Below are 24275 nucleotides of genomic sequence, written 5' to 3' on the forward strand. Positions count from 1 at the left end.
GCGTGAAGCGCACGGTGCGGAAGGCCGCCTATGTGCTGTCGGGGGCCGCGCTGGGGGCACCCCTCCTGGTCGTCCTGGTCGGGGGCCTCGTGCTCGGCCTTGTCGGCAGCCTCGTCGTCGTGGGGATCCCCCTGCTCGCACTCCTCGCCCTCGCGGGCGTGCCCGTAGGGGCCCTGGAGCGCCGCCGCGCCCGGCTGGTGCGGCCGGGCCCGGTGCCAGGACCGCACCGCACCCCCGACGCCCCCGGCCTCGCGGCCTGGCTCCGGCTCCGGGTGCGGGAGCAGGCGACCTGGCGGGAACTGGCGTACGCCGTCCTGATGGCGTTCGTGCTGTGGCCCCTCGACCTGGCGGTGGCCGCCTGCACGCTGGGGCTGCCCCTCACCCTCGCCGCCGCGCCCGCCCAGCTCGCGCTCACGGGCGGCCCCGCCGGCGGCGGCATCCGGCCCGCCAAGCTGTGGTTCCTCGACTCCTACCCGGCGGCCTGCGGCACCGCCGCGCTCGGTCTGCTGCTGCTCGCCGTCCTGCTGTACCCGCTCGGCGCGTACGCCACCGCCCGCGCCGCCGTCGCCCATCTGCTGCTCGCCCCGCGCGAGGCCGAGACGGAGGCACGGCTCGCCGAGGTGACCCGGTCCAGGGCCCGGCTCGTCGCCGCCTTCGAGGCCGAACGCCGCCGGGTGGAGCGGGACCTGCACGACGGCGCGCAGCAGCGGCTCGTCGCCCTGAGCATGGGCCTCGGCCTCGCCCGCCTCGACGCCGAGCCGGGCAGCCCCCTCGCCGACCGGCTCGCCGCGGCCCACCAGGAGGCCGACCGGGTCCTCGCCGAACTGCGCGAGCTGATCCGGGGCATCCACCCGCGCGTCCTCGCCGACTACGGCCTCGCCGCCGCCATCGAGGACGCCGCCGACCGCTCGCCCGTGCCCGTCGACACCGACGCGGACCTGCCCCGGCTGCCCGAACCCGTCGAGTCCGCCGCCTACTTCGCCGTCCGCGAGGCCCTCGCCAACGTCGCCCGGCACAGCGGCGCCGCACGCGCCGACGTGCACGCCCGGCACACGGGCGGAGCCCTGCGCGTACGGGTGCGCGACGACGGGCGCGGCGGCGCCGACCCCGCGCGCGGCACCGGCCTGACCGGGCTCGCCGACCGCCTCGCGGTCCTCGATGGCACACTGACCGTCACCAGCCCGCCCGGCGGTCCGACCGCCCTGTCCCTGGAGATCCCGTGCGACCCGCTCCCACCCGCGCCCGCCGCGTAGTCCTCGCCGAGGACAGCGTGTTGCTGCGCGAGGGCCTCGTCGGGGTGCTCACCCGCTTCGGGCACGAGGTGGCCGCGGCGGTCGGCGACGCGGACGCGCTGCGCCGGGCCGTCGCCGAGCACGGCCCCGACGTCGTCGTCACCGACGTGCGGATGCCGCCAGGCTTCCAGGACGAGGGGCTGCGCGCCGCGCTCGCCCTGCGCGCCGACCGCCCTGACCTGCCGGTGCTCGTGCTCAGCCAGTACGTGCAGCGGTCGTACGCCGCCGAGTTGCTGGACACCGGCGACGGCGGCGGCGTCGGGTATCTGCTCAAGGACCGGGTCGGGCAGGTCGAGCAGTTCGTGGACGCCTTCACCCGGGTCGCCGACGGCGGCACGGTCGTGGACCCCGAAGTCGTACGGCAGTTGCTGCGGCGCAGGCGCGACCCCCTGGAGCGGCTCACGCCGCGCGAGCGCGAGGTGCTCGCGCTGGTCGCGGAGGGCAGGTCCAACGCCTCCATCGCCGCCGAACTCGTCGTCACCGAGGCCGCCGTGGGCAAGCACATCGGCAACATCCTCGGCAAGCTCGACCTGCCCGTCACCGACGGCACGCACCGGCGCGTGCTCGCCGTCCTCGCGTATCTCAGGGCCTGACTACGATTCCGGGCATGGGCATGTCGGAACAAGGCCCCCCGGAGCGCGGGGCCCGCACCCCGCGCCAGGCACGGCGACTGCGCGGCGCCGCCGCCACCGCGGGGATGGCGGTGGCGGCGGTGCTGCTCACCATGCATCTGCTGAATAGAGCGTCCGTTCTGGTCGTGGGTGTGTACGGGCTGCTGCTCGTCCTCTGCGGCCTGGTCGTCGAGCTGAGCCGGCGCGGCAGGACCAGGCTCGGCAGCTACCTCCTCGGCTGCGGGCTTGCCGCCGCGCTCGTCATGGACGTCGTCGTGCTCTCCTGAAGTGCGGCCCCACCGGGCTCGGCCAGGACCGTCGGCGCCTCCGAGAGCCCGTACCGCTGGTGGAGCCGCCGCAGGAACGGCGGCGCCCACCACGCCCGGTCGCCGAGCAGCGTCATCGCGGCGGGCACGAGCAGCATCCGTACGATCGTGGCGTCGATCAGGACCGCGAGCGTCAGGCCGAGGCCGATCTGGAGGATCGGTGAGAAGCCGCCCGTCATGAAGCCGCCGAAGACGATGGCGAGCAGCAGCGCGGCACAGCTCACCACGCGGCCCGAGCGGCGCAGGCCCTCGACGACCGCCTCGTGCGCGTCCCCGGTCGCCTCCCAGGACTCCCGCATCCGCGACAGGATGAACAGCTCGTAGTCCATGGCGAGCCCGAACGCGATCGCGACGATCAGCGGCGGCGCGGTCAGGCTGAGCGCGCCGAGGCCCTCGCCGCCGAGCAGCGAGGCCCCGTGCCCGTCCTGGAAGACCCAGGTCACCACGCCGAGCGCGGCGCCCAGGCTCAGGAGCGTGGTGAGCAGCGTCCGCAGCGGGCTGAGCAGCGAGCCGGTGAAGGCGAAGAGCAGCGCGAACAGGCCTACGATCACGGTGAGTACGGCCCAGGGCGCCCGGTCGGCGAGCATCGCCCGGAAGTCCACGAGCCGGGCCGCGGTGTCCGTGACCCGTGCCGGCTCGTCGCCGCGCAGGTCGCGTACCCGCTCGACGAGGGCGGTCGCCTCCGGGCCGTCCGCCGAGCCGGTCGGGGTGAGCCGCACCAGGGTGGTGCCGCCCGGCAGCCGGTCGCTGCTCGACCGGGTGACGCCGGGCAGGGCGCGGATCTCGCGCTCGTAGGCGGGGTCGGCGCCCGGCTTGATCACGACGTCCACGGTGTTCACGTCCGTGCCCGCAGGGAAGTGCTCGTGCACGGCGTCGTAGAGCTGCCGGGCCTCGGTGTCGTGCGGCAGCTGACGCGCGTCGCCGATCTCGATGCGCATGCCCAGGACGGGCGTCGCGAGCACCGCGAGCCCGGCGACGACGGTGACCAGGACGGCGTAGGGGCGGCGGGCGGAGAAGCGGGCGAGCCGGGCGAAGAGCGCGCCGGGCTCCGCGGGCTTCTTCCGCAGGCGCGACCGCGTGCGCCGGGGCGTGAGCTTGCCGCCGAACAGGGTGAGGAGCGCGGGGAGCAGCGTCAGGGCCGCCAGCATGTCGACCACGACGACCGCGCCCGCGGCGAGCCCCATGCTCCGCAGGAACGGGCTGGGGAACCACACCAGGCCCGACAGGCACACGGCCACGGTCAGGCCGGAGAACAGCACGGTCCGTCCGGCGTGCGCCACCGTCGCGTGCACGGCGCGTACGACGTCCGGCTCACGCCCCCGCTCCTCGCGGAACCGCACCACCATGAGGAGCGCGTAGTCCACCGCGAGGCCGAGGCCCAGCATCGACACCACCTGCACCGCGTACACCGAGATGTCCGTGACCTGGCTGAACGCGAACAGCGTCAGGAACGCCCCGGCCACCCCGCTCACCGCCACGAGCAGCGGGAGCCCGGCAGCGCGCAGCCCGCCGAAGATCAGCAGGAGGGCGAGCAGGACGGCGGGCAGGGTGATCAACTCGGCGCGTGCCACGTCCTCCTGGGCGCGGCCGCCCATCTGGTCGCCGAGCAGCGGGTCGCCGCTGACCGCCACCTCGACGCGGTCGTCCGCCGCCGCGGCGATCTCGCGCAGCCGGTCGGCGGCGTCGTTCACCGCGCGGATCTCGTCCCGGTCGGAGAGGTCGCCGTCGAGCGAGACGGGGATCAGCAGCACCTTCCCGTCCTCGGCGACGAGGCCTTTGCCGGTGTACGGGTCGAGGACGCGCTCGACGCCCCGCTGGCCGCGCACGTCGGTGAGGGCGTCGGCCACCGCGGCGCGCACCTCGGGGGCGCGCACCGGCCCGCCCGTGACGGACGCCGTGAACGACTCCCCGTCCGGGGTGAGCGGCCCGAGTGCCTCGCTCGTGACCGCGGACTCGCTGCCGGGCACGTCCTCCACGGACGAGTTGAGGTCGCCGAACACCCGCGTACCGAAACCGAATCCGACGACGAGCAGCAGTAACCAGACCAACAGCACCAAGACCGGCCGGCGGGTTGCCGTCCGGGAGAGCGAGGCGAGCATGACCGCTCCTAACTGGCCCCAGGGGCCGGGGCGAAGACTGTTCTCGGCCACACCTTCGCCCGTGGCGGGCGGGCTCCGGATCGCCGTGGGGAGCGGTCTTCGCGGACGCGGTCCATGGGTCGCGCGGGGGAGGGGGCCCGCCGCCCTCCCTCCGGCGGGGGAGGCGGCGGGCCCGCTCAGGCGCCCTGGTCCCCTGGCACCACGAGGCCGTGCTCGTACGCGCAGATCACCGCCTGGACGCGGTCCCGCAGCGCCAGCTTCGACAGGACGTTGCTGACGTGGGTCTTCACGGTGTGCTCACTGACCACGAACTCCGCCGCGATCTCCGCGTTCGACAGGCCGCGGGCGAGCAGCCGCAGCGTCTCCTCCTCGCGGGCGGTGAGCACCCCGAGGTGACGCGAGGGGGCCGCCGGGGCCGCGGGGGACACGGGCGCGGCCTCGTCGGGGCGGCCCCTGCGGACGAAATCCGCGACCAGGCGGCGGGTCACGGACGGGGCGAGCAGCGAGTCCCCGGCCGCGACCACGCGGACCGCGTGCACCAGGTCGTCCCTGCGCACGTCCTTGAGCAGGAAGCCGCTCGCGCCCGCGTACAGCGCGTCGTACACGTACTCGTCGACGTCGAACGTCGTCAGCATCACCACCCGGCAGCCGGACTCCGCGCACACCACGCGGGCCGCCTCGATGCCGTCGACGCCGGGCATGCGGACGTCGAGGAGCAGCACGTCGGGCGCCAGGCGGCGCACCGCGTCGACGGCCTCGGCGCCGTCGCCCGCCTCCGCCACCACCTCGATGCCGGGCTGCGCGTCAAGGATCATCGCGAAGCCGCTGCGCACCAGCTCCTGGTCGTCGGCCACCACCACGCGGATGCTCATGCGCCAAGGATGCCGTGGGCAGGCGCGCCGCGACACGGAATCCGCCGCCCGCGGCGGGTCCCACGTCCACCCGGCCCCCGCAGGCGGCGGCGCGCTCCCGGATGCCGACGAGGCCGTATCCCCCGGTGGCCGCGCGCGCCGCGCCCGTGCCGTCGTCCGTCACCGTGAGCGCCAACTCGCGCGGTGACCAGGCGACTTCCACGGTCACCAGGCTCGCGCCCGCGTGTTTCAGTACGTTCGTCAGCGCCTCCTGGGCCAGCCGGTACGCGGCCACGTCGACGTCGGCGGCGAGCGGCCGGGTCTCGCCCGACTCCTTCAACCGCACGGTGACGCCCGCCTGTTCGACGCGCGCGAGCAGCGCGGGCAGCGCCGCGAGGGCGGGCTGGGGCCCCCGGTCGCCGCCCGCGGAGCCGTCGCCGTCCGCCTCCCGCAGCACCCCGAGGATCCGCCGCAACTGCTCCATCGCGTCCCGCCCGGCCGCGCCGATCGCCTCGAACGCCCGCTCCGCGCGCGCCGGATCGGCCCGCACCACCACCGGCCCCGCCTCCGCCTGCACCACCATGACGCTCACGGCGTGGGCCAGTACGTCGTGCATGTCCCGGGCGATCCTGGCCCGCTCGCGCGCGACGGCCCGCGCGGTCTCCCCGGCCCGCTCCCGCTCCAGGCGCAGCGCCCGGTCCTCCAGGGCCGCGGTGTAGGCGCCCTTGACCCGGGCAAGGACGCCGAAGCCGTAGGCGCTGACGAAGCTCAGCAGGTGGAAGGCGTACTCGAAGGGCTCGGCCCGCTCCCGGAAGGTCATCGTGGCCGTCGCGCCCACCAGCCAGGTGGCGAGCACGAGGCGCCGCTGCACGGGCTTGCCGACGACGGCGAGGGTGTAGAGCGCGACGAGGCCGCCGTACGCGACGTCCGGCGGCGGCGTCCGGTAGACGGCCATCGCGGGCGTGAACACGCTCACCAGATAGACGCTGAGCATGGGCGCGCGCCGCCGCCAGGCCAGCGGCAGGGCCGTGCCCGCGCCGAGCAGGAAGCCGATCGGCGAGAGCCGGTCGTCGCCCTCGTGGGGGAAGACGAACTGCAAGGACGTGGCGAACAGGACGAGGGCGGCGAGCGCCCCGTCCTGGAGGTACGGGTGGAACAGGTGGAACGGGTGGTGACGGCGGCGCGCCGGTCCAGGTCTCGGCACGGACGTTCGCTGCATGCGGCGGCTCCCTCGCACGGGGCTGCCAGTTCAGCACGGGCGGCGGGCCGCGTCCTCGCCGGTACGAGGGATATCCGCGCGGGCGCGGGGCCGGTCAGCAGCGCCGGTACACGTAGGCGTCCTCTCCCGCGGGGCTCACGTCGCGGTCGCGCAGGACGATGGAGAGCTTGTCGCCCCAGCGGCGGCACGCGGCGGCGAAGCCCTTCTTCTCGTACTCGATGTCGAGGACCCTCCCGCCGTACACCGCCGCGTAGTCGCCGCACTCGCCGTACTGGCCGCACTCCTCCACGACGGCGAAGTCGAAGCCGAGCCTCTTGTCCAGGAACTCGGTGGTGTTCTTCTGCGCGATGGCCAGGCCCTGGTCGTGGGCCCTGCGGACGAGGAGCCGCGCGAAGGCCTGGCCGTCGGCGGCCTTGAGGCGGCCGTCGGAGCGCGCGTACGAGTCGAGGTTGTCGGGCTCCACGGCGTCGAAGCCGGCGCGCGCGCAGCCGTCGATCCACGGGCCGACGACGTCGAGGAGGGCCTCGCGCTTGGCGGCGGTGGAGATGTCGAGGAGGGGCTCCTGCCAGTCCTCGTCGATCACGAGCTTGCCGTTCGCGCCGTGCAGCAGCAGGTCGGGGTGCTCGTCCCGCCACCACGCGGCGGCCTTGCCGCCGGGCTGGGCCTGGAAGGCGTTGACGTAGCAGATGTTGTAGCGGCCGGGCACGGGCTTCGCCGCCCGGTCACGCGAGACGGCCCGGACGCCGTCCGGGGGCGGGTAGGCGCCCCCGAGCTGGTAGTCGAAGGCGACACCGGCACGGGGCGCCCGCGGCGCGCGGGACGGGTCGCCGTCGTCGCTGGAGCAGCTCGTGAGGAGGCCTGTGGCGAGAGCGAGGGCCGCGAGGGCGCGGGCCGGGCGGCTGAGCGGCATCTGTCCGTCCTGAGGGGGCAGCGAGGCGCTTCCATTGTGCGCCGCGGTACGGGAGCGCCCCTAAGGGGCGCGGGACTGTGTCCATGTGCGGCTCCGCCGCGTGGGCGCGACCAGCCACGATGGACCCGCAGCCGAGAGACGGCCACCGCGGCAGGCGCAGCCGGGGGGCTCAGCCCCGGCCCCCCGCGGCCCGCTCGATCAGGGCGAAGGGCGGCTCGTCGGCCAGGTAGAAGTGTCCGCCGGGCAGCGTGAACCGCTCGAAGGCCCCCCGGGTGGCCTCCCGCCAGGCCTCGGCGTGCTCGACGCTCACCCGGGTGTCCGCGTCACCGAGCAGGACGGTGACGGGGCAGTCGAGCGGCGCGGCACCGACCGGGCCCGCGTACCTCGCGAGCATGCGGAAGTCCGCTCCCACGTAGGGCATGACCAGGTCGAGGAAGAGCGGGTTGTCGAGCAGCTCGGCCTCCGTGCCGCCGAGGCGGCGCAGGATGTCGAGGACCTTCGCGTCGGAGAGGGCGGCGGCCTCCTCGGGCGTGCCCTGCGCGATGTGCGGGGCCCGGGCCGCCGAGACGAAGAGGTGCTCGGGGCCCGCGCCCTCGGCCTGCCAGATCCGGGCGACCTCGTACGCGACGGTGGCGCCCATGCTGTGCCCGAAGAGGACCGTGGGCCGCCCGTCGGCCGGCGGCCGCAGCTCCCGCGCGAGGTCGCGGGCGAGCTGTCGCAGGTCGGTGGCGGGCGGCTCGGCGATGCGCTCGCCCCGGGCCGGGTAGCAGACCGCGTGCACCTCGAAGTCCGGGAGGGCCTTGCTCCACGCGCGGAAGAAGTGCGGCGAGCCGCCCGCGTGCGGGAAGCACACCAGACGTCGGGCCGCGAAGGGCCTCGGTTCCACGACGGTCGTCCACCCCATGCTGCCCCCCACCACCGGTACCAGGTCGAATCCGATGATCGCATGCGAAGAAGGCCCTTCCGAAACCGGAAGGGCCTTCTTGAAGCCAGCCTCAGGTGGGTGACCTGATCGCTAGTGCGCCGCCAGGGACTCGAACCCCGGACCCGCTGATTAAGAGTCAGCTGCTCTAACCAACTGAGCTAGCGGCGCCTGCTGACGAAGAAAATATTACCTGGTCCGACGGGGTGCTCATGACCACCGGCTCAGATCGCGAGGGAGAGCAGCACCGGCGCCGCCTTGCGGTTCAGGGTCTCCGCGGCCTCGCGCAGCCGGTGCGCGCGCTCGACGGGCAGGGACAGGGCGAGGCAGCCGACCGCCGCGCCCGCCGTGACGGGGACGGCGGCGCAGACCGTGCCGACCGCGTACTCCTGGATGTCGAGGACGGGGACCGTGGGGGCCTGGGCGGCGAGCTTCGTCAGGAGGACCCGCTCGTTCGTGATCGTCCGGGAGGTGAGCCGGGGCATCTTGTGGCGCGCCAGGTGGTCGCGGCGCGCGGCCACGTCGAGCTGCCCGAGCAGGCTCTTGCCGACCGCGCAGGCGTGCCCGGCGACGCGGAAGTCCACCCACTCGTTGACCTTCGGCGTCCGGGGGCCGTCCGCGACGTCCATGACCCGGATCTCGCCGTCCACGTACCGGCTCACGTACACCGCGGCGCCGATCGAGTCGCGCAGGCCGACCAGCGTGCTCTGGAGCTTCTCGCGCAGGGCCCGCCCGCGCTCGTGGGCGGAGCCGAGCCGGGTGAGGGCCGCGCCCGTCACATACGCGCCGTCCGTGAGCTGCTCCACATACCCCTCGCGCAGGAGCATGCGCAGGAGCGGGGCGAGCCGGGCCGGGGGCAGTGCCGCGTGCCGGCCCAGCTCGTCCTCGGTGACGCCGGTGCCGCGGCGCGCGACGAGTTCGAGCACGCGCAGGGCGTGCTGCACCGACCGGTGCGCCGTCGTCGGCTCGTGCTGGAGCGTCACGGCTCTCCCCCTCGACCCCTGGTGGCCCGGTGGCCTGGTGACCCCTGGACGGTACGGTTCTGGACAGCTGGCCCCTGACCCTGTCCACCATAACCGCCAAAGCACCTGCTGGTAGGGGGCGTTGGAGGTTTCTACGGCGCACCCGGCGCACCCCGGCCGGGGAGCGCCGGGAAAACCCGACGTGGGGGGCGCTCAGAGCACCGCGGACAGGAATTCGCGGGTCCGGTCGTGCGCGGGATCGGAGAAGATCTTCTCCGGCGGCCCGGACTCGATCACCCGGCCCGCGTCGAACATCAGGACCTGGTCGGAGATGTCCCGGGCGAAGCTCATCTCGTGGGTCACGCAGAGCATGGTGATGTCCGTGGTGCGCGCGATGTCCCGCAGCACGTCGAGGACCCCGGCGACCAGCTCCGGGTCGAGCGCCGACGTCACCTCGTCCAGGAGGAGCACCTGCGGGCGCATGGCGAGCGCGCGGGCGATGGCGACGCGCTGCTGCTGGCCGCCGGAGAGCTGCGTGGGGTAGGCGTCGCACTTGTCACCGAGTCCGACCAGGTCGAGCAGGTCGCGGGCGCGCTGCTCGGCCTCGTCCTTGGGCAGGCCGAGGACGGTGACGGGCGCCTCCATGATGTTGCGAAGCACCTTCATGTTCGGGAAGAGGTTGAACTGCTGGAAGACCATCCCGATGTTCTTGCGGACCTCGCGCACGTGCTTCTCGCCCGCGGGGACGAGCCTGCCGTTCCTCTCCTCGTGCGTCAGGTACGCGCCCCCGACCTTGATCGTGCCCTCGTCCGGCTTGATCAGGGTCATGAGCAGCCGCAGGATCGTCGTCTTGCCGGAGCCCGACGGGCCGATCAGCGTCACGTGCTTGCCGGAGGCCACGGAGAAGTCCAGCTCGTCCAGGACCGTGTTCGAGCCGAAGCGCTTGACGACCTTGTCGAAGCGGATCAGCTCGCTGCCGTCGACGGCCGGGTTCGGCCGGTCTTTGGAGAGGGGGGTGTCAGCGGACAAGACGGCGCTCCAGGGCTCGCAGGAGGAGGGAGGACGGATAGGCGATGAGGATGAAGGCGACGCCGACGACGGTCAGCGCCTCCGTGTACTGGAAGGTCTGCGCCGCTTCGAGCCGCGAGCGCTGGAGCAGCTCCAGTACGCCGATGCTGGCGAGCAGCGGGGTGTCCTTGAGCATCGCGATGACGTAGTTGCCGAGCGCGGGGACCACGCGGCGGATCGCCTGCGGCAGGATCACCGCGGTCCAGGTGCGCGGGTACGACAGGCTGAGCGCCTTGGCCGCCTCCCACTGGCCGACGGGCACGGCCTCGATGCCCGCGCGGTAGACCTGCGCGGTGTACGTCGAGTAGTGCAGGCCGATCGCGATCGTGCCGGTGGTCTCGGCGGAGAACTGGATGTTCCACTCCGGCAGCACGAAGAACAGGAAGAAGAGCTGCACCAGCAGGGGCGTGTTGCGGATGAACTCGGTGATCAGGCCGACGGGCCAGCGGATGAACCGCGTCGGCGCGCGGAAGGCGAGCGCCCACACGAGCCCCACCGAGAAGGAGATCAGCGAGCCGAGCGCGAGCACCTGGAGGGTGACGAGCACCCCGTCCCAGAAGTGCGGCATGAAGTCGGCGACCGCACCCCAGTCCCATGTGTCCGTGGTGTGGCTCATCGCGCGGCACCCCCGCCCGCGACGCCGGTGGCACCCGCGGCACCCGTGACGCCCGTGCTGCTCAACTCGCCCGACTTGGCGCTCGGCTGACGGAACCTCAGCCACGGCCCGAGCCCCTGCCCCGGCTCGGGGAACTGCCCGATGCCCGCCTTGGCCCTGCGCTCCAGGACCTTCATGCCGCGCGTCAGGAGGAAGGCGAGCACGAAGTAGATGACCAGCGTGATCGAGTAGATCTGCGCGCTCTGGGTGGTCGCGAGCCGCACCAGGTACGCGGCGAAGGACACGTCGCCGATGCCGAGCAGCGACACCAGGGCGGTGCCCTTGAGCAGCTCGACGAGCAGGTTGCAGAACGACGGGATCATCTCCGGGACCGCCTGCGGCAGCAGGATCAGCCGCATCCGCTGCCACGGCGTGAAGCTCAGCGCGACCCCCGCCTCGCGCTGCGCCGGAGCCACCGCGTTCAGGGCGCCGCGCACGATCTCGGCGCCGTACGCCCCGTAGGAGAGCCCGAGGGCGAGCACGGCGGCCCACATCGGCACCAGGGCCCAGCCCGCGAGCTGCGGCAGGACGAAGAAGATCCAGAACATCAGGACCAGGGCGGACATGCCCCGGAAGACCTCGGTGTAGAAGGCGGCGAAGAAGCGCACCACGCGCGAGCGGTGCGTGCGCGCCATGCCGATGCCGAAGGCGACCGCGGTCGCGAGCGCCGCGCTGTAGACGGTCAGCTGGACGGTGATCCAGATGCCCGGCAGGACCCAGTGCTCCCAGAGGCCCGCTGTCATCGGCACAGCTCCTTGGCGGTGAGGGTGGTCATCTCGGCCTTGGTGAAGCCGAAGCGCTTGAGCACCCGGAACAGCTCGCCGCTCTTCTTCATCTTGTGGATCTCCACGTTGAAGGCGTCACGCAGCTTCGTGTCCGAGGGGCGGAACGTGAAGCCGCCGCCGTCGACGTGCTTCTTGCCGTCCACGATCGGCGCGAACGGGTCGGTGGCCTCGGCCTTGCGGCTCTTCTTCACGACGCCGCGCGTCGTCAGGGCGGTCCCGCCGAAGACGTCGATGCGCCCGGCCTCGACCGCGTTCAGGCCCGCGACCGGATCCTGGAGGATCACGATGTCGCTCTCCTTGTAGCCGGCGCCGACCGCGTACGCGATCTCGGCGTAGCCGGTGCCGGTGCCGAACTTGGCCTTCTTCTTGACGACGTCCGCGTACGAGCGCAGGCCCATCGGGTTGCCCTTGCGGACGATGAAGGAGTCGAGCATCTGGTACTCGGGATCGGAGAAGATCACCTGTTGGCAGCGCTCTTTGTTGATGTACATCCCGGCGGAGACGACATCGAACTGGCTCATCTGGAGCCCCGGGATCAGCGAGCTGAAGTCGATGGCGACCGGCTGTACGCGGTCGACGCCGAGCCGCTTGAAGATGATTCTGGCCAGCTCCACCGCCTCACCGGTGAAGTCCCCCTGGTCGTTGATGTACCCGTACGGCGCCTCGCCCGCGATGCCGAGCCGGACCGTGCCCTGCGACCTCAGGCGGGCGAGCGTGTCGCCGGTGGGTACGCGGCCGCAGCCCGCCGCACCCAGTGCGCCGGCCGCGCCGAGGGCGGCGGCGGAAGCGAGGACCGCGCGCCGGGGCGGGCCCGGCGCGCGCCCCGGTCTGCCTCCGGCAGCCCGGCCGCGCGCTGTCTTGATGGGGTTGCTCAGTCGTGGAGCCATGGGCGCGCGGCTACCCGACCCGAAGCGAGATATTCCGATGAATTCAGGCCTTGCCGGGATGCCCGCGCCCGGCCGCGGTCCTCTTGACGGGGGCCGCGGCCCCGGGGGGACCATGGGCCGCATGGCAGACCGCTACATCGAAGTCGCCCTCGCCAAGCGCGGTGTCCGGGCCACGGCGCGGCTCCTCGACGACAAGGCCCCCGTGACCTGCGCGGCCGTGTGGGACGCGCTGCCGCTGGGCGGCGAGGTGTACCACGCGAAGTACGCCCGCAACGAGATCTACGCCCTCTTCCCGCCCTTCGCCCCCGAAGAGCCCCCGCTGGAGAACCCCACCGTCACGCCCATCCCGGGCGATCTGTGCTACTTCACCTTCGCCGGCACCGAGTTGGGCACGGCGTCGCACGGCTACGACGCGCCGCCGAGCAGCGGCACCGTCGTCGACCTCGCCCTCTTCTACGAGCGCAACAACCTGCTGCTCAACGGCGACGTCGGCTGGGTCCCCGGCATCGTCTGGGGCGAGGTCGTGGACGGCCTCGCGGCCCTCGCCGACGCCTGCAACGACCTGTGGCGCACCGGAGCCCAGGGGGAGACCCTGAGCTTCCGGCGCCAACCCTGAGACCCGGGAGGCTAGTTCACCGGGCCGGGGCGCGGGACCGCCGCCGCCCCGGCCTCGTACAGGGCGTGGGCCGCGCGCAGGACCAGGTCGTCGGCGAACCGCGCCCCGACGAGCTGCATCCCCACGGGAAGCCCGTCCCCGTCCACCCCGCACGGCACCGTCGCCGCGGGCTGCTGGGTGAGGTTGAAGGGGTACGTGAACGGGGTCCACCCCGTCCACCGCCGAGCCCCGCTCCGCGGCGGCACCTCGACCCCCGCCGCGAAGGCCGTGATCGGCAGCGTCGGCGTGACGAGCAGGTCGTACGTCTCGTGGAAGCGGCCCATGCGCCGCCCCAGCTCCGTGCGGACGTCGACCGCCGCGAGGTAGTCGAGGGCGCTGTACCGCGTGCCGTGCGCGCACACCTCCCGCAGCCCCGGGTCGAGGAGTTCCCTGCGCGCGGGCGGCAGTTGCTGGACGACCCGGGCCGCCCCGCTGAACCACAGGGTGTGGAAGGCCTCCACGGGGTCGGCGAAGTCGGGGTCGGTCTCCTCGACGTACGCGCCGAGCGACGCGAGGGCCTCCACGCCCGCGCGCACGGCCGCCGCCACCGCGGGGCGCACCGCGACCTGCCCGCCGAGCGTCGGCGAGTACGCGACGCGCAGGCCCCGCACCCCGCCGCGCAGCGCCTCCCCGAAGGTGCCCTCGCGCGGGCCGAGGCAGGACCAGTCCCGCGCGTCGGGCAGCCCGATCACGTCCATGAGCAGCGCCGCGTCCGCCGCGTCCCGCGTCATCGGGCCCACGTGTGAAAGCGTCCCGAACGCGGACGGCGGGAACAGCGGCACCCTGCCGTACGTCGGCTTGAGCGCGAAGATCCCGCAGAACGCGCCGGGGATCCGCACCGAGCCGCCGCCGTCCGTCCCCAGCGACAAGGGCCCCGCGCCCAGGGCCACGGCCGCCGCGCTGCCGCCGCTGGAGCCGCCCGCGGTGCGCGTGGTGTCGTACGGATTGCGGCTGACGCCGTGCCGGGGGCTGTCGGTGACGCCCTTCCAGCCGAACTCGGGCGTGGTCGTCTTGCCCACGAACACCGCGCCCTGCTCGCGCAGCCGGGCCACGGACGGCGCGTCCTCGTCCCAGGCGCCCTCCTCGTCCACGCACCGGGAGCCGCGCAGCGTGGGCGTGCCGCGCTGGAGCAGGATGTCCTTGACGGTGACCGGCACGCCGTCCACGAGCCCGCGCGGCTCACCGGCGCGCCAGCGCGCCGCGCTCTCCTGTGCCGCCGCGAGCGCCGTCTCCGCGTCGAGGCGGACGAACGCGTTCACCGAGGGCTGGATCTCCTCGGCCCTGTGCAGCACCGCTCGGGTCGCGTCGACGGGGCTGAATTCGCCCTTGCGGTAGCCGTCGACGAGTTGTGCGGCGGTCAGTTCGGCCAGCTCAGTCATGCACGCTCCTGGATGAGTGCCCGGCGGAGAACGACGAAGGGAACAGACGGGAACAGACGGGACCCGACGGGAACAGACAGAAACAGTCGGGACCCGACGGGAACAGCGGGGGACGTGTGATCCCTGCCCACGCGCGCCCCCGGTCAGTGCCCCGGAACATAGCCGCGTTCTTTGTCGACCACGTTGGCCAGTGGGCGCCCCTCCTCCCACCGCGCGTACAACGTCACGAACTGCGCGCCCAGTTCGTCCCGCCAGCCGACCGTGTCCCCGCTCATGTGCGGCGACACGAGCAGGCCGGGTGCCGTCCACAGCGGGCTGTCCCGCGGCAGCGGCTCGCTCTCGAAGACGTCGAGGGCCGCGCCCGCGATCCAGCGCTTCGACAGGGCGGCCACCAGGTCCTCCTCCACGACCAGCGGGCCCCGCCCCACGTTGATGAACCGCGCCGACGGCTGCATCACGCCGAAGCGGCGCTCGTCGAACATGCCGCGCGTGTCCTCGGTGAGCGGCGCCGCGCACACCACCCAGTCCGCTCGCGCGAGCAGCCGGTCCAGGTCGGCGGGCCCGTGCACGCCGGTGCGCGGGGTGCGGCCCACCAGGACCGTGGTGACGCCGATCGCCTTGAGCGCGCGGACGACCGCCCGGCCGATCGGGCCCGAACCCACCACGCACGCGCGGGTGCCCGCGACCCGCTGGCTCTCGCGGTGCAGCCAGGTCCGCTCGTCCTGGAGGGCGAGGGTGCGCGGCAGGTCCTTGGCCATGGCGAGCACGAGCGCCGTGACGTACTCCGCGATCGGCTGGTCGAAGACGCCCCGGGCGTTGGTCACCACCGTGTCGGACGCGACGAGTTCGGGACACATCAGCCGGTCCACGCCCGCGCTCGCGGTGTGCACCCAGCGCGGCCGGGGCCCCGCCCCCGGCCAGGCGCGGCGCACCGCGTCGGACAGGAAGTCCCACACCAACAGCACGTCGGCGTGCGGCAGTTCCGCGGCGAGCCCGGCCTCGTCGGTGTGCCGGATCCGGGCGCGGCCGGTCAGCGCGCCGAGCCGCGGCGGGGGCGCGGGCGGCGGGGCGTCGAGCACGAGCACGGTCGGGCGCGCGGCGCCGGCCCCGGACCCGGTGCTTTCGGACACGGTGGAGAAACCATTTCGCAACGAGGGCCCGCTTCCCTGGAAGTGCGTGCTGGACTGGTCGTACGCGTGGCACGTGGCGCCGCCCGCCCGGACCACGGCCCGCACGGCGCGCCCGGACCGGGCGCGGCGCGGGCCCGGACCGCGCCCGCGCCGGGCTCGGACGACGGCGTGGGCGACGGCTCGGACAGCGGCCGGGGCGGCGCACGCGGCGCCGCGCGAGCTGACGTCCTCGACCGTCTGAGATGTGCGGATTGACCACGCTGGCACCCGAACCTACCTTCGTCAACAGAGCCACTTCACTCCGTCACCGCGGCGGACGGGCGCGTTCCGCGCACCCGCTCCCGCGACCGTGTGCACGCCGCACACGCACCCCTGTCCCGACGTCCCGGCGCGTCGCCGGCACCGCACCACTTCCGGCCCCCGGCCGGCCCTGTCACCGCACGTACGTACGAACGTAGGGCCTGCTCATGGACGTCACTTCCTTCAGCTCCTTCTCGTTGGCCGGCGGACCACACCCGCAGCGCGGGGTCGGGGTGGTCGCCCCCTTCGACTTCGCCCTGGACCGCGAGCTGTGGCGCTGGGTCCCCGACGACGTCTCCCTGCACCTCACGCGCACGCCCTACGTGCCCGTCGAGGTCAGCCTCGACCTCGCGCGCCTCGTCAGCGAGCACGAGACGCTCGCCGAGGCGGTCCGCGCGCTGACCGCGGCCGAGCCCGAAGTCCTCGCCTACGCCTGCACGTCGGGCAGCTTCGTCGGCGGCGTGGCGGGCGAGCGGGCCATGTGCGAGGCCATGGCGCGCGAGGGCGAGGTGGCCTCCGTGACCACGTCAGGGGCGCTCCTGGAGGCGCTCGCCGAACTGGACGCGCGCCGCATCGCCCTCGTCACGCCGTACACGTGGTCGGTGACCCAGGCCCTGGAGGAGTACCTGGGCGAAGCGGGCGTAGCGGTCGTGGGCCGCGCCTACCTCGGGCTCACCCGGCACATCTGGAAGGTCCCGTACCGCGACGTCGCGGACATGGCGCGCCGCGCCGTCCTGCGGCCGGTGGACGCGCTGTTCATCAGCTGTACGAACCTCCCCACGTACGACGTCATCCCCCAGCTCGAAGCGGAGCTGCGGGTACCGGTTCTTTCGGCGAACCAGGTGACGATGTGGTCGGCACTGCGACGGCTGGGTACGCGTGCGGTAGGGCCGTACCAAGCGCTGATCGACGCGGGCGCGCGGCCGGGCGCGGCGACGCTCGCCCCCCTGGACCCGGCAGTCGGGTCCCCGGCGGGCGGCGTCGCGGAGCGGACGGTGACGGAGCCGCCGGCGAGCGGGATGGCGGGCCCGTCGGCGACCGAGCCGCCGCTGTCCGGCCCACCCGCCCCCTCGGCGCCCCCTGAGGCCCTGCCGGAACCGCCCGCGGGGCCCGGAACCACGGGCCCCACCGCAGAAGGAGGCTGGTCTTGACCGCACTCGGATTCCTCTACCCGGGGCACTCCGCCGAGGACGACTACCCGCGCATCGAACAGCTCCTCGGGTCCGACATCCGCCTCCAGGTCGTGCACACCGACATCGGCGAGGACGCGCACCGCGTCGACGCGCTCCTGGAGATGGGCTCGCCCGCGCGCCTCGCCGCCGGGGTCGAGGAGCTGCGCCTGACCGGGGCGGAGGCCGTGGTGTGGGCGTGCACCAGCGGCAGCTTCGTCTTCGGCTGGGAGGGCGCGCACGACCAGGTGCGCGCGCTCGCCCGGTCCGCGGGCCTCCCCGCGTCCTCCACGTCCTTCGCGTTCGCCCACGCGGTACGGGAGCTGGGGGCGGAGCGCGTCGCCGTCGCGGCCACGTATCCCGAGGACGTCGCCGGGCACTTCGCCGGCTTCCTCAAGGCGGCGGGGGCCGACGTGGTGTCCCTGCGCCCCAGCGGCGTCGTCACGGCGGCCGAGGTCGCCACGTGGGGGCCGGACGAGGTGCTCGCCCTTGCCCGGGCGGGGGACCACCCCGACGCGCAGGCGGTACTCCTGCCCGACACGGCCCTGCACACCGCCGCCCACATCCCGGACCTGGAGGCGGCCCTCGGCAAGCCGGTCCTCACCGCCAACCAGGTCACCGTCTGGGAGGCCCTCCGCCTGGCCACCCGCCGGGTCAACGCGCCGGCCCTGGGTGCGCTCTTCACGAAGGAGCCGATCGTCCAGGTCCGCGCGGGGTAGGCCCTCGCGGGCGCCGCCCGGGGCGGCACCCGGATGGTGCCGGGGCGGCGCCGGGGTGGCCCGGGTGGTGCCGGGGCGGGCCGCGGGCCCGGGAATAAGCGGAGCCACCCTCCTGTTACCGCCTTCCGTACGGACGGACAAGGCGGACGCAGGAGGCCCCAGTGCCAGTGGACATGGACGCGATCGACGGCGACGGCATCCGGGCCGAGCCGAGAGGCACGGCCCCCGCGGCCCTGTCCGTCCTCGACCTGGTGACGGTCGGCTCCGGCCGCACCGCCACCGACGCCCTGCGCACCAGCGTGGCCCTCGCCAAGCTCGCCGAGTCCCGCGGCTACCACCGCCACTGGGTGGCCGAGCACCACTCGATGCCGGGCGTGGCCTCCTCGTCCCCGGCCGTGATCCTCGCGCACCTGGCGGCCCACACGACCCGTATCCGCCTGGGCTCGGGCGGCGTCATGCTCCCCAACCACGCGCCGCTCGTCATCGCGGAGCAGTTCGGCACCCTGGAGGCGCTCGCCCCGGGCCGCGTCGACCTCGGCCTCGGCCGGGCCCCGGGCACCGACGGCGCCACCGCGGCCGCCCTGCGCCGCACGGACCGGCTCGGCGAGGGCGCCGACGACTTCCCGCAGCAGCTCGCCGAGCTGACCCGGTTCCTGGACGACGACTTCCCCGACGGCCACCCGTACGCCCGGATCCACGCGGTCCCAGGCCCGGTCCAGGCCACGTCCCCCGGTGGCGTCCAGTCCCCGCACCGCCCGCCGATCTGGCTGCTCGGCTCGTCCGGCTTCAGTGCCCGGCTCGCCGGGGCCCTCGGCCTGCCCTTCGCGTTCGCGCACCACTTCTCCGCGCAGAACACGCTCCCGGCGCTCGACCTGTACCGCGAGTCGTTCCGCCCCTCGGCGGTCCTCGACGCCCCGTACGCGCTCATCGGCGTCTCCGCGCTCGCCACGGACGTGGAGGAGGAGGCCCGCCGCCAGGTCAGGGCCGCCGCCCTCAACATGCTCCGGCTGCGCACCGGCCGCCCCGGCCTCGTGCCCACGCCGGACGAGGCGGCCGCGTACCGCTTCACCGAGGCGGAGCGGGACTTCGTGTCCAGCTGGAACAGCAACGTCGTCCACGGCACGGCCGACCAGGTGCGCGCGGGCCTCGACGACCTCGCCAAGCGCACGGGCGCCGACGAACTGATGCTCACGGCCAACGCCCACGGCGCCGACATCCGCCTGCGCAGCTACGAACTGATAGCGGACACCTACGCCCTGCCGAAGGCCCCGTAGGGGCGCGGGGAACTGCGCGCCCAGCCACAACCAACCCGCAGGCGAAAGCACATCCCAGCGAGGCGGGGGGGGCTGCCCCGCCCCGGGGGCAGGGGCAGCACCCGCCCACGCCGCCCGAGGCGTCACGCCTCGGCGGCGGCAAGCCCCTCCGCAGCAAGGATCTTGGAAATCCGCTCCGCGCCCACCGCCCGGGAGTACAGCCAGCCCTGCCCGGTGTCACAGCCGATCCTGCGCAGCCGCTCCGCCTGCCCCGAGGTCTCCACGCACTCGGCCGTGACGGTCAGCCCGAGCTGGTGGGCGAGGCGGACCATGGCCTCGACGATCACCTCGTCGGCCGGGTTGACGTGCCCCTCGCCCTCCTCGTACTGGAAGCCACGGACGAAGGACCCGTCCAGCTTGAGCACGGAGACGGGAAGGCGGCTCAGATACGCGAGGTTGGAGTAGCCCGTGCCGAAGTCGTCGATGGCGATGCGCACGCCCATGTCGCTCAGCGCCTGGAGGGCCTGGAGCGGGCGCCCCGCCGAGCCCATGACGGCGGACTCGGTCAGCTCCAGCTGGAGCAGCTCGGGCGCGAGCCCGGTCTCGGCGAGGATCTCGGCGACGTCCGCGACGAGGTCGGAGTCCCACACCTGCCGCACGGCGACGTTCACGCTCACGAACACCGGCTCCCGCTCGGGGTGTTCGAGCTGCCAGCGGCGCGCCTGCCGGCAGGCCGTGCGCAGCACCCAGCGGCCCAGCTGGACGATGGATCCGTCTTCTTCAGCAAGTCCGATGAACCGATTCGGCGTGAGCAGTCCGAACTGCGGATGATCCCACCGCACCAGCGCCTCCACGCCGTGCAGACCGCCGTCCTCCATGCCCACGAGCGGCTGGTAGTCGAGTACGAACTCGTCGCGCTCGACGGCGGGCCGCAGCGAACTGGCCAGCGCCTGCCGGGTCATGCGGTGCGCGTTGCGCTCCGGGTCGAAGAGCGTCCAGCGGGCCTTGCCGTCGGTCTTCGCCCAGTACAGCGTGGTGTCGGCGGCCTGCATCAGGCCCGTCGTGGTGGTCCCGGCGGCGCGCCGCTCCACGACGCCGATGGACGCCGAGAGGGAGAGCCGCTGCCCGGACAGGTCGAAGGGCTCCTGCAAGGCGCGCAGGGTCGCGTCGGCCAGCTCCGCGAGCTGGTCGGTGCCCGTGGAGTCCTCCACGAGCAGCGCGAACTCGTCCCCGCCGAGCCGCGCCACGAGCGGCGCGGACGTCCTGCCGTACGCGGCCCGGTCGGCGCAGCCGGTCAGGCGCTCGGCCACGGCGGCGAGCAGCCGGTCGCCGACGCGGTGCCCGAGGGTGTCGTTGACCGCCTTGAACCCGTCGAGATCCAGGTAGCACAGGCCGACGCGGCCCGTGCTCGTGTCGTCGTACGCGCCCGCCTCCAGGGCGGTGGCGAGCCGCTCGAAGAACAGGGCGCGGTTGGGGAGGCGGGTCACCGGGTCGTGCATCTGGAGGTGGCGCAGACGCGCCTGGAGGTCGCGCCGGGCGCTGATGTCGGCGGCGGCGAGGAGCACCGTGCCCGGCGCGTGCCGCTCGTCCGGCAGCGGCGAGACGGTGATCTGGGTCCACAGGGAGTGCCCGTCCGGGTGTTTCAGACGGCGCGTGCAGCGCAGCTTGGCCTGGCGGCCCCGGAGCACTTCGTGGTACGCGTGCCAGGTGCGGGCGTCGGACGCCAGGTCCACGAGGTCGGCGGCCACCCGGCCCGGCAGCTCCGCGTGGTCCGCGCCGAGCAGCCCGGCGAAGGCCTCGTTGGCGCAGACGACGAGCCCCTCGCGGTCGACGACGGCGAGGGGGAGGGGGGCCGCGGCGAAGGCCGCGCGGTAGTCGGCGATGTGCTGGACGGAGTGCCCGGCCACACCGCATTGATTACGCTCTGTGACGGCAGGCCGGGTGCGGCCCGGTGCTGTGACCGCTGTGGCAGTCGGCCCTTCAGACGTTCCGTTCACCGCTTGCTCCCGCAGTGCGATTGATCGAGCAGGTCGATGGGGCCCCTGTTCCTGGCGGGTCTGGGGAGGCGATCGGCCGCTCACAGGCGGCCGACGGGGCCCGGAAAGTGTGCCGATCATAGAGGGTGGCCCGCATCGCCTCCAGCCGCCGCACCTCGCGGAGGCGGCCCCGGAGTCCGCGGCAGATCGTTTCTGCTCGGCCCGGCCCCGCTTTCTTTCTGCGACGACCACTTGTGACGGTGAGTGAGCGCCGGGAGTGTCGCCTTCTCGACCATGTTCACTCGGTCAGGTCAGACAAACTGGGCGAACTTCAACAAACCACCACAGGGTGGGTGGGGTGTCCCGCATTCCGCACCCGGAGGTCGACGTGGAGCGTCAGCTCCCCCCTTGGCGGCTCACCCGTGGCGGGGGGCGGTTGCGCACCGCGGCCACTCTGTTCACCTGCCTGTCCGCCGTCGCCGCCACGTCCCTGGTCGCGGGCCCCGCGATCGCCCACGGCGCGGCGGCGCCGTGCGCGCTGCGCCGCACGGCCGCCCACCACTCGGAGGGCCTCGACACCTGGAACGCCGCGTATCCGCGCCCCATCCGGAGCCGCGACGCCGTCATGGTCTTCCTGTCGTTCCCGGACGCGCGACCGGCGACGACGCCCGCGGAGCTGGCCGCCGACCACTTCCCCGAGACCGGCGACTTCTTCGCGCGTGCCTCGTACGGGCGGTTCCAGTTGCGCGCGCATCCCCAGTCCGAGTGGATCCGGATGCCCAAGGCGTCCACCGCGTACGCCATACGGCGCGACTGGAACGCCCAGCGGCGCTCCGCCTATCTGCGGGACGCGCTGGCCGCCGCGGATCCGCACGTGGACTTCTCCGCCTACGACATCGTCTACTTCGTGGCCGACCCGGACGCGCCGGGCGTGGACTCGGACGCGACGAAGGTCGTGAACTTCGACCGGCCGCTGCGCGCCGACGGCGCCCCGATCCGCCGCATCGTCACGGTCTTCGAGCGGCATCCGCCGGACCGCAACGTCCTCGCGCACGAGACGGGCCACGTCTTCGACCTGCCGGACCTCTACCACCGGCCGACCGAGGGCGAGGGCGACTGGGACACGCACGTCGGGGACTGGGACGTCATGGGCAGCCAGTTCGGCATGGCCCCCGACCTGTTCGGCTGGCACAAGTGGAAGCTGGGCTGGCTGGACCCGCGCCAGGTGGTCTGCGTCCCGGCCGGCGGCTCCCGGCGGCTGAGCCTCGAACCCCTGGCGGCGGCCCCCGCCCGCGGCGGCGTCGGCGGCACCAAGCTGGCGGTGGTCCGCACCGGCCGGGGCAGCGCCGTCGCGATCGAGGCCCGCGGTGCCACGGGCAACGACCACGCCACGTGCAGCGAGGGCGTCCTCGTGTACCGCGTCCACAGCGACACGGCGTCGGGCCGGGGCCCGGTCGAGGTCGTGGACGCCCACCCGCGCACCGAGGCGTGCTGGGGCGAGTCGGTCTATCCGCCGCTCGCGGACGCGCCGGTGCGCGCGGGGGAGAGCTTCACGGTGCCGGGCGCCGGGGTCAGGATCGAGGTCGCGGACCGCACCCGCTCCGGCGCCTGGACCGTCCAGGTCACCCCGGCCTGAGCCGCCGCCGGTCACGGACAGCAACGAATGAGGCCCCTCGCACTGCGCGAGGGGCCTCATCCTCAGTGGGTGGCGGAGCCCCCACAGTGCGCGGCGGAGCCGTGCGGAAAACAGAGATGGCGAGGCCCGCTCGCGTATTCCGCGAACATGCCTCGCCATCGTCATCGTGCGCCGCCAGGGACTCGAACCCCGGACCCGCTGATTAAGAGTCAGCTGCTCTAACCAACTGAGCTAGCGGCGCCTGCTGACGTCGTAGACCTTAGCACCCTGATCGCCGCTGGGAAAAATCGATATACGCACCGCGGACTCCGCGGTGCCCCTGGCCGCCCGCACACAGGCCCACAGGACCACCTCGGGCCCCGGGAGCCAGGGGCCGCGGGTGGCCGGGCCGACCACCCAGCGTGACCCGCCCCGGTCACGTCCGTCGCGCGCCAGCGGCGGCACGGTGACGGCGTCCCCGGCCCCGTGGCAGAGCAGCGAGGGCACGGCGGGGGCCCACTCCTCCCAGCGCAGGAGCGAGGGCAGGCGCTGGGCGGTGCCGGGCGCGGCGAAGAGCAGGACGCGGCCGCGGTGCACGGCGACGGGGCCGGAGCCCGGCCCTTCGTGCCAGAGCCGGTCGACCATGCGCCGCCCGAACACGGCGGGCACGCTCACCACGTCGAAGGCGCTGCCGCAGGAGAGCACGGCGGGCTCGTGGGGCCGGGCCCGCCAGTCGGCGAGGACCCGGCGCGGATACGTTTCCGCAGAGGTGAGCCAGGCGGCGCCCGCGGCGGTCACCTCGGCCGCGGAGCCGTGGGCGCGGGTCTGCGGGCCGTGGGGGAGGGTGATGCTCATGGCGACTACATGTACCGGGAGTGAGAGCCCGGTTCCGCAGAGTTCCTGAAAGCCGGGACGGAGGCCGTGCGGGTGGGGTACCTTGCCCCCTCGGCATATGCCAGGGAGCTGCTCGCGGCCGGCCTGGGGAGCCGCTAGCGGTCCGGGGCCTACGGGGTGGCCGTGCCGTCGCGGCGCAGCAGGTCCCGGCCGAACTCCACCATCTTCTTGGCGTAGTCCTCGGTCCACTGGGCGCGCTCGGCGATGTCCGCGGGCGTGAGCCGGTCGAACCGCCGCGGGTCGGCGAGCTGCGCGGCCGCGATGGCCTGGAACTCCACGGAGCGGTCCGTCGCCGCCCGGAAGGCGAGGGTCAACTCGGTGGCCCGGGCGAGCAGTTCCCGCGGGTCCTCGATGGACTCCAGGTCGAAGAAGTGCTCCGGGTCGGCGGCGGCTTCCGCGGGCTCGAAGAGCAACGGCGCGGGGCGCATGCGCTTGCCCTGGGCCTCGGATTCCGCCATCTTTACGTCCCTTCCCTCGTACGCACGTGCCGCGACCCATTGTCCCTTGCCCCGCAAGAGGCCGCGGGCTGCGCTCCGGCGGGGCCGGGTCGCCGCCGTCAGCCCCCGTCAGCCCCCGTCAGTACCCGTGCGTACCTGTC

23 protein-coding genes and 2 tRNA genes are annotated in these 24275 nt (G+C 73.9%); 8 read left to right on the plus strand and 17 right to left on the minus strand.

Annotated features, from left to right (window positions below):
* The first annotated feature begins 2 nt into the window (after positions 1-2).
* From AC07GB_RS23115 to AC07GB_RS23125, 3 genes are read left to right on the plus strand one after another with little or no spacing between them, the layout of a single operon-like run.
* Positions 3-1253, plus strand: coding sequence for a sensor histidine kinase (locus tag AC07GB_RS23115; RefSeq protein ID WP_478848311.1), 1251 nt, complete (start codon positions 3-5; stop codon positions 1251-1253).
* Positions 1220-1885, plus strand: a complete 666-nt coding sequence (locus tag AC07GB_RS23120; RefSeq protein ID WP_478848313.1) for a response regulator — start codon at positions 1220-1222, stop codon at positions 1883-1885. The genes AC07GB_RS23115 and AC07GB_RS23120 overlap by 34 nt, the downstream gene beginning before the upstream one ends.
* Before the next feature lie 14 nt (positions 1886-1899).
* Positions 1900-2190 (plus strand): hypothetical protein, encoded by a 291-nt coding sequence (locus tag AC07GB_RS23125; RefSeq protein ID WP_478848315.1) that lies wholly within the window; start codon positions 1900-1902, stop codon positions 2188-2190.
* Here the strand turns inward: AC07GB_RS23125 and AC07GB_RS23130 are convergent.
* The 11 genes from AC07GB_RS23130 to ehuB form a co-directional block, all read right to left on the minus strand.
* A complete protein-coding gene (locus AC07GB_RS23130; protein ID WP_478848317.1) occupies positions 2130-4328 on the minus strand; it encodes an MMPL family transporter in 2199 nt (732 codons plus the stop codon). The genes AC07GB_RS23125 and AC07GB_RS23130 overlap by 61 nt on opposite strands.
* Positions 4329-4504: 176 nt before the next feature.
* Complete coding sequence (locus tag AC07GB_RS23135) at positions 4505-5200, minus strand: response regulator (protein WP_478848319.1); 696 nt, start codon at positions 5198-5200, stop codon at positions 4505-4507.
* Positions 5133-6398, minus strand: a complete 1266-nt coding sequence (locus tag AC07GB_RS23140) for a sensor histidine kinase (protein ID WP_478848321.1) — start codon at positions 6396-6398, stop codon at positions 5133-5135. The genes AC07GB_RS23135 and AC07GB_RS23140 overlap by 68 nt, the downstream gene beginning before the upstream one ends.
* A gap of 94 nt (positions 6399-6492) precedes the next feature.
* Positions 6493-7308, minus strand: a complete 816-nt coding sequence (locus AC07GB_RS23145) for an endo alpha-1,4 polygalactosaminidase (protein WP_478848323.1) — start codon at positions 7306-7308, stop codon at positions 6493-6495.
* A 169-nt stretch (positions 7309-7477) separates the two neighbouring features.
* Positions 7478-8212: a thioesterase II family protein gene (locus tag AC07GB_RS23150; RefSeq protein ID WP_478848325.1), complete on the minus strand. Its 735-nt coding sequence runs from the start codon at positions 8210-8212 to the stop codon at positions 7478-7480.
* Between the two features lie 115 nt (positions 8213-8327).
* Positions 8328-8401, minus strand: a tRNA-Lys gene (locus tag AC07GB_RS23155).
* 53 nt (positions 8402-8454) lie between these two features.
* Positions 8455-9213: an IclR family transcriptional regulator gene (locus tag AC07GB_RS23160; RefSeq protein WP_478848327.1), complete on the minus strand. Its 759-nt coding sequence runs from the start codon at positions 9211-9213 to the stop codon at positions 8455-8457.
* Between the two features lie 192 nt (positions 9214-9405).
* Positions 9406-10221, minus strand: coding sequence for an ectoine/hydroxyectoine ABC transporter ATP-binding protein EhuA (gene ehuA, locus AC07GB_RS23165; RefSeq protein WP_478848329.1), 816 nt, complete (start codon positions 10219-10221; stop codon positions 9406-9408).
* A complete protein-coding gene (ehuD, locus tag AC07GB_RS23170) occupies positions 10211-10876 on the minus strand; it encodes an ectoine/hydroxyectoine ABC transporter permease subunit EhuD (RefSeq protein ID WP_478848331.1) in 666 nt (221 codons plus the stop codon). The genes ehuA and ehuD overlap by 11 nt, the downstream gene beginning before the upstream one ends.
* Positions 10873-11658, minus strand: a complete 786-nt coding sequence (ehuC, locus tag AC07GB_RS23175; RefSeq protein WP_478848333.1) for an ectoine/hydroxyectoine ABC transporter permease subunit EhuC — start codon at positions 11656-11658, stop codon at positions 10873-10875. The genes ehuD and ehuC overlap by 4 nt, the downstream gene beginning before the upstream one ends.
* Positions 11655-12587, minus strand: a complete 933-nt coding sequence (gene ehuB / locus AC07GB_RS23180; protein ID WP_478848335.1) for an ectoine/hydroxyectoine ABC transporter substrate-binding protein EhuB — start codon at positions 12585-12587, stop codon at positions 11655-11657. The genes ehuC and ehuB overlap by 4 nt, the downstream gene beginning before the upstream one ends.
* 121 nt (positions 12588-12708) lie before the next feature.
* Here ehuB and AC07GB_RS23185 point away from each other — a divergent pair, with 121 nt between their 5' ends.
* The gene (locus AC07GB_RS23185; protein WP_478848337.1) at positions 12709-13203 is read left to right on the plus strand and encodes a DUF3830 family protein; all 495 of its coding nucleotides are present in this window, start codon (positions 12709-12711) and stop codon (positions 13201-13203) included.
* 11 nt (positions 13204-13214) lie between these two features.
* On the opposite strand, the gene AC07GB_RS23190 is transcribed toward AC07GB_RS23185, so the two are convergent.
* Entirely contained in the window at positions 13215-14621 is a 1407-nt protein-coding gene (locus AC07GB_RS23190) for an amidase (RefSeq protein WP_478848339.1), read from the minus strand.
* 143 nt (positions 14622-14764) lie between these two features.
* On the minus strand, positions 14765-15751 hold the full coding sequence (locus AC07GB_RS23195) for a D-2-hydroxyacid dehydrogenase (RefSeq protein ID WP_478848341.1): 987 nt from the start codon (positions 15749-15751) through the stop codon (positions 14765-14767).
* 467 nt (positions 15752-16218) lie between these two features.
* Between AC07GB_RS23195 and AC07GB_RS23200 the strand changes: the two genes are divergently transcribed.
* The 3 genes from AC07GB_RS23200 (at position 16219) to AC07GB_RS23210 (ending at position 19213) form a co-directional block, all read left to right on the plus strand.
* On the plus strand, positions 16219-17202 hold the full coding sequence (locus tag AC07GB_RS23200; RefSeq protein ID WP_478848343.1) for a maleate cis-trans isomerase family protein: 984 nt from the start codon (positions 16219-16221) through the stop codon (positions 17200-17202).
* A complete protein-coding gene (locus AC07GB_RS23205; RefSeq protein ID WP_478848345.1) occupies positions 17199-17939 on the plus strand; it encodes a maleate cis-trans isomerase family protein in 741 nt (246 codons plus the stop codon). Before AC07GB_RS23200 ends, AC07GB_RS23205 begins: the two co-directional genes overlap by 4 nt.
* Before the next feature lie 173 nt (positions 17940-18112).
* Positions 18113-19213, plus strand: coding sequence for an LLM class flavin-dependent oxidoreductase (locus AC07GB_RS23210; RefSeq protein WP_478848516.1), 1101 nt, complete (start codon positions 18113-18115; stop codon positions 19211-19213).
* A gap of 122 nt (positions 19214-19335) precedes the next feature.
* On the opposite strand, the gene AC07GB_RS23215 is transcribed toward AC07GB_RS23210, so the two are convergent.
* Positions 19336-21189: a putative bifunctional diguanylate cyclase/phosphodiesterase gene (locus AC07GB_RS23215; protein ID WP_478848347.1), complete on the minus strand. Its 1854-nt coding sequence runs from the start codon at positions 21187-21189 to the stop codon at positions 19336-19338.
* 337 nt (positions 21190-21526) lie between these two features.
* Here AC07GB_RS23215 and AC07GB_RS23220 point away from each other — a divergent pair, with 337 nt between their 5' ends.
* Positions 21527-22804 (plus strand): M6 family metalloprotease domain-containing protein, encoded by a 1278-nt coding sequence (locus AC07GB_RS23220; RefSeq protein ID WP_478848349.1) that lies wholly within the window; start codon positions 21527-21529, stop codon positions 22802-22804.
* 167 nt (positions 22805-22971) lie between these two features.
* On the opposite strand, the gene AC07GB_RS23225 is transcribed toward AC07GB_RS23220, so the two are convergent.
* The 3 genes from AC07GB_RS23225 to AC07GB_RS23235 all read right to left on the minus strand — a co-directional run bounded on the left by AC07GB_RS23225 (position 22972) and on the right by AC07GB_RS23235 (position 24135).
* Positions 22972-23045, minus strand: a tRNA-Lys gene (locus tag AC07GB_RS23225).
* Positions 23036-23638: a bifunctional DNA primase/polymerase gene (locus AC07GB_RS23230; RefSeq protein ID WP_478848351.1), complete on the minus strand. Its 603-nt coding sequence runs from the start codon at positions 23636-23638 to the stop codon at positions 23036-23038. Before AC07GB_RS23230 ends, AC07GB_RS23225 begins: the two co-directional genes overlap by 10 nt.
* Before the next feature lie 149 nt (positions 23639-23787).
* Positions 23788-24135, minus strand: a complete 348-nt coding sequence (locus AC07GB_RS23235; RefSeq protein ID WP_478848353.1) for a hypothetical protein — start codon at positions 24133-24135, stop codon at positions 23788-23790.
* Between the last annotated feature and the right edge of the window lie 140 nt (positions 24136-24275).

The organism is Streptomyces sp. NPDC045778, from assembly GCF_056431945.1.

Bases quoted from the DNA above. Each gene is read 5' to 3' on its own strand.
- ehuD (WP_478848331.1), bottom strand. From the start codon at position 10,876: ATGAGCCACACCACGGACACATGGGACTGGGGTGCGGTCGCCGACTTC.
- AC07GB_RS23145 (WP_478848323.1), bottom strand. From the start codon at position 7,308: ATGCCGCTCAGCCGCCCGGCCCGCGCCCTCGCGGCCCTCGCTCTCGCC.
- AC07GB_RS23210 (WP_478848516.1), top strand. From the start codon at position 18,113: ATGGACGCGATCGACGGCGACGGCATCCGGGCCGAGCCGAGAGGCACG.
- AC07GB_RS23130 (WP_478848317.1), bottom strand. From the start codon at position 4,328: ATGCTCGCCTCGCTCTCCCGGACGGCAACCCGCCGGCCGGTCTTGGTG.
- AC07GB_RS23185 (WP_478848337.1), top strand. From the start codon at position 12,709: ATGGCAGACCGCTACATCGAAGTCGCCCTCGCCAAGCGCGGTGTCCGG.
- AC07GB_RS23150 (WP_478848325.1), bottom strand. From the start codon at position 8,212: ATGGGGTGGACGACCGTCGTGGAACCGAGGCCCTTCGCGGCCCGACGT.
- AC07GB_RS23135 (WP_478848319.1), bottom strand. From the start codon at position 5,200: ATGAGCATCCGCGTGGTGGTGGCCGACGACCAGGAGCTGGTGCGCAGC.
- ehuC (WP_478848333.1), bottom strand. From the start codon at position 11,658: ATGACAGCGGGCCTCTGGGAGCACTGGGTCCTGCCGGGCATCTGGATC.
- AC07GB_RS23235 (WP_478848353.1), bottom strand. From the start codon at position 24,135: ATGGCGGAATCCGAGGCCCAGGGCAAGCGCATGCGCCCCGCGCCGTTG.
- AC07GB_RS23230 (WP_478848351.1), bottom strand. From the start codon at position 23,638: ATGAGCATCACCCTCCCCCACGGCCCGCAGACCCGCGCCCACGGCTCC.
- ehuB (WP_478848335.1), bottom strand. From the start codon at position 12,587: ATGGCTCCACGACTGAGCAACCCCATCAAGACAGCGCGCGGCCGGGCT.
- AC07GB_RS23140 (WP_478848321.1), bottom strand. From the start codon at position 6,398: ATGCAGCGAACGTCCGTGCCGAGACCTGGACCGGCGCGCCGCCGTCAC.
- AC07GB_RS23200 (WP_478848343.1), top strand. From the start codon at position 16,219: ATGGACGTCACTTCCTTCAGCTCCTTCTCGTTGGCCGGCGGACCACAC.
- AC07GB_RS23190 (WP_478848339.1), bottom strand. From the start codon at position 14,621: ATGACTGAGCTGGCCGAACTGACCGCCGCACAACTCGTCGACGGCTAC.
- AC07GB_RS23125 (WP_478848315.1), top strand. From the start codon at position 1,900: ATGGGCATGTCGGAACAAGGCCCCCCGGAGCGCGGGGCCCGCACCCCG.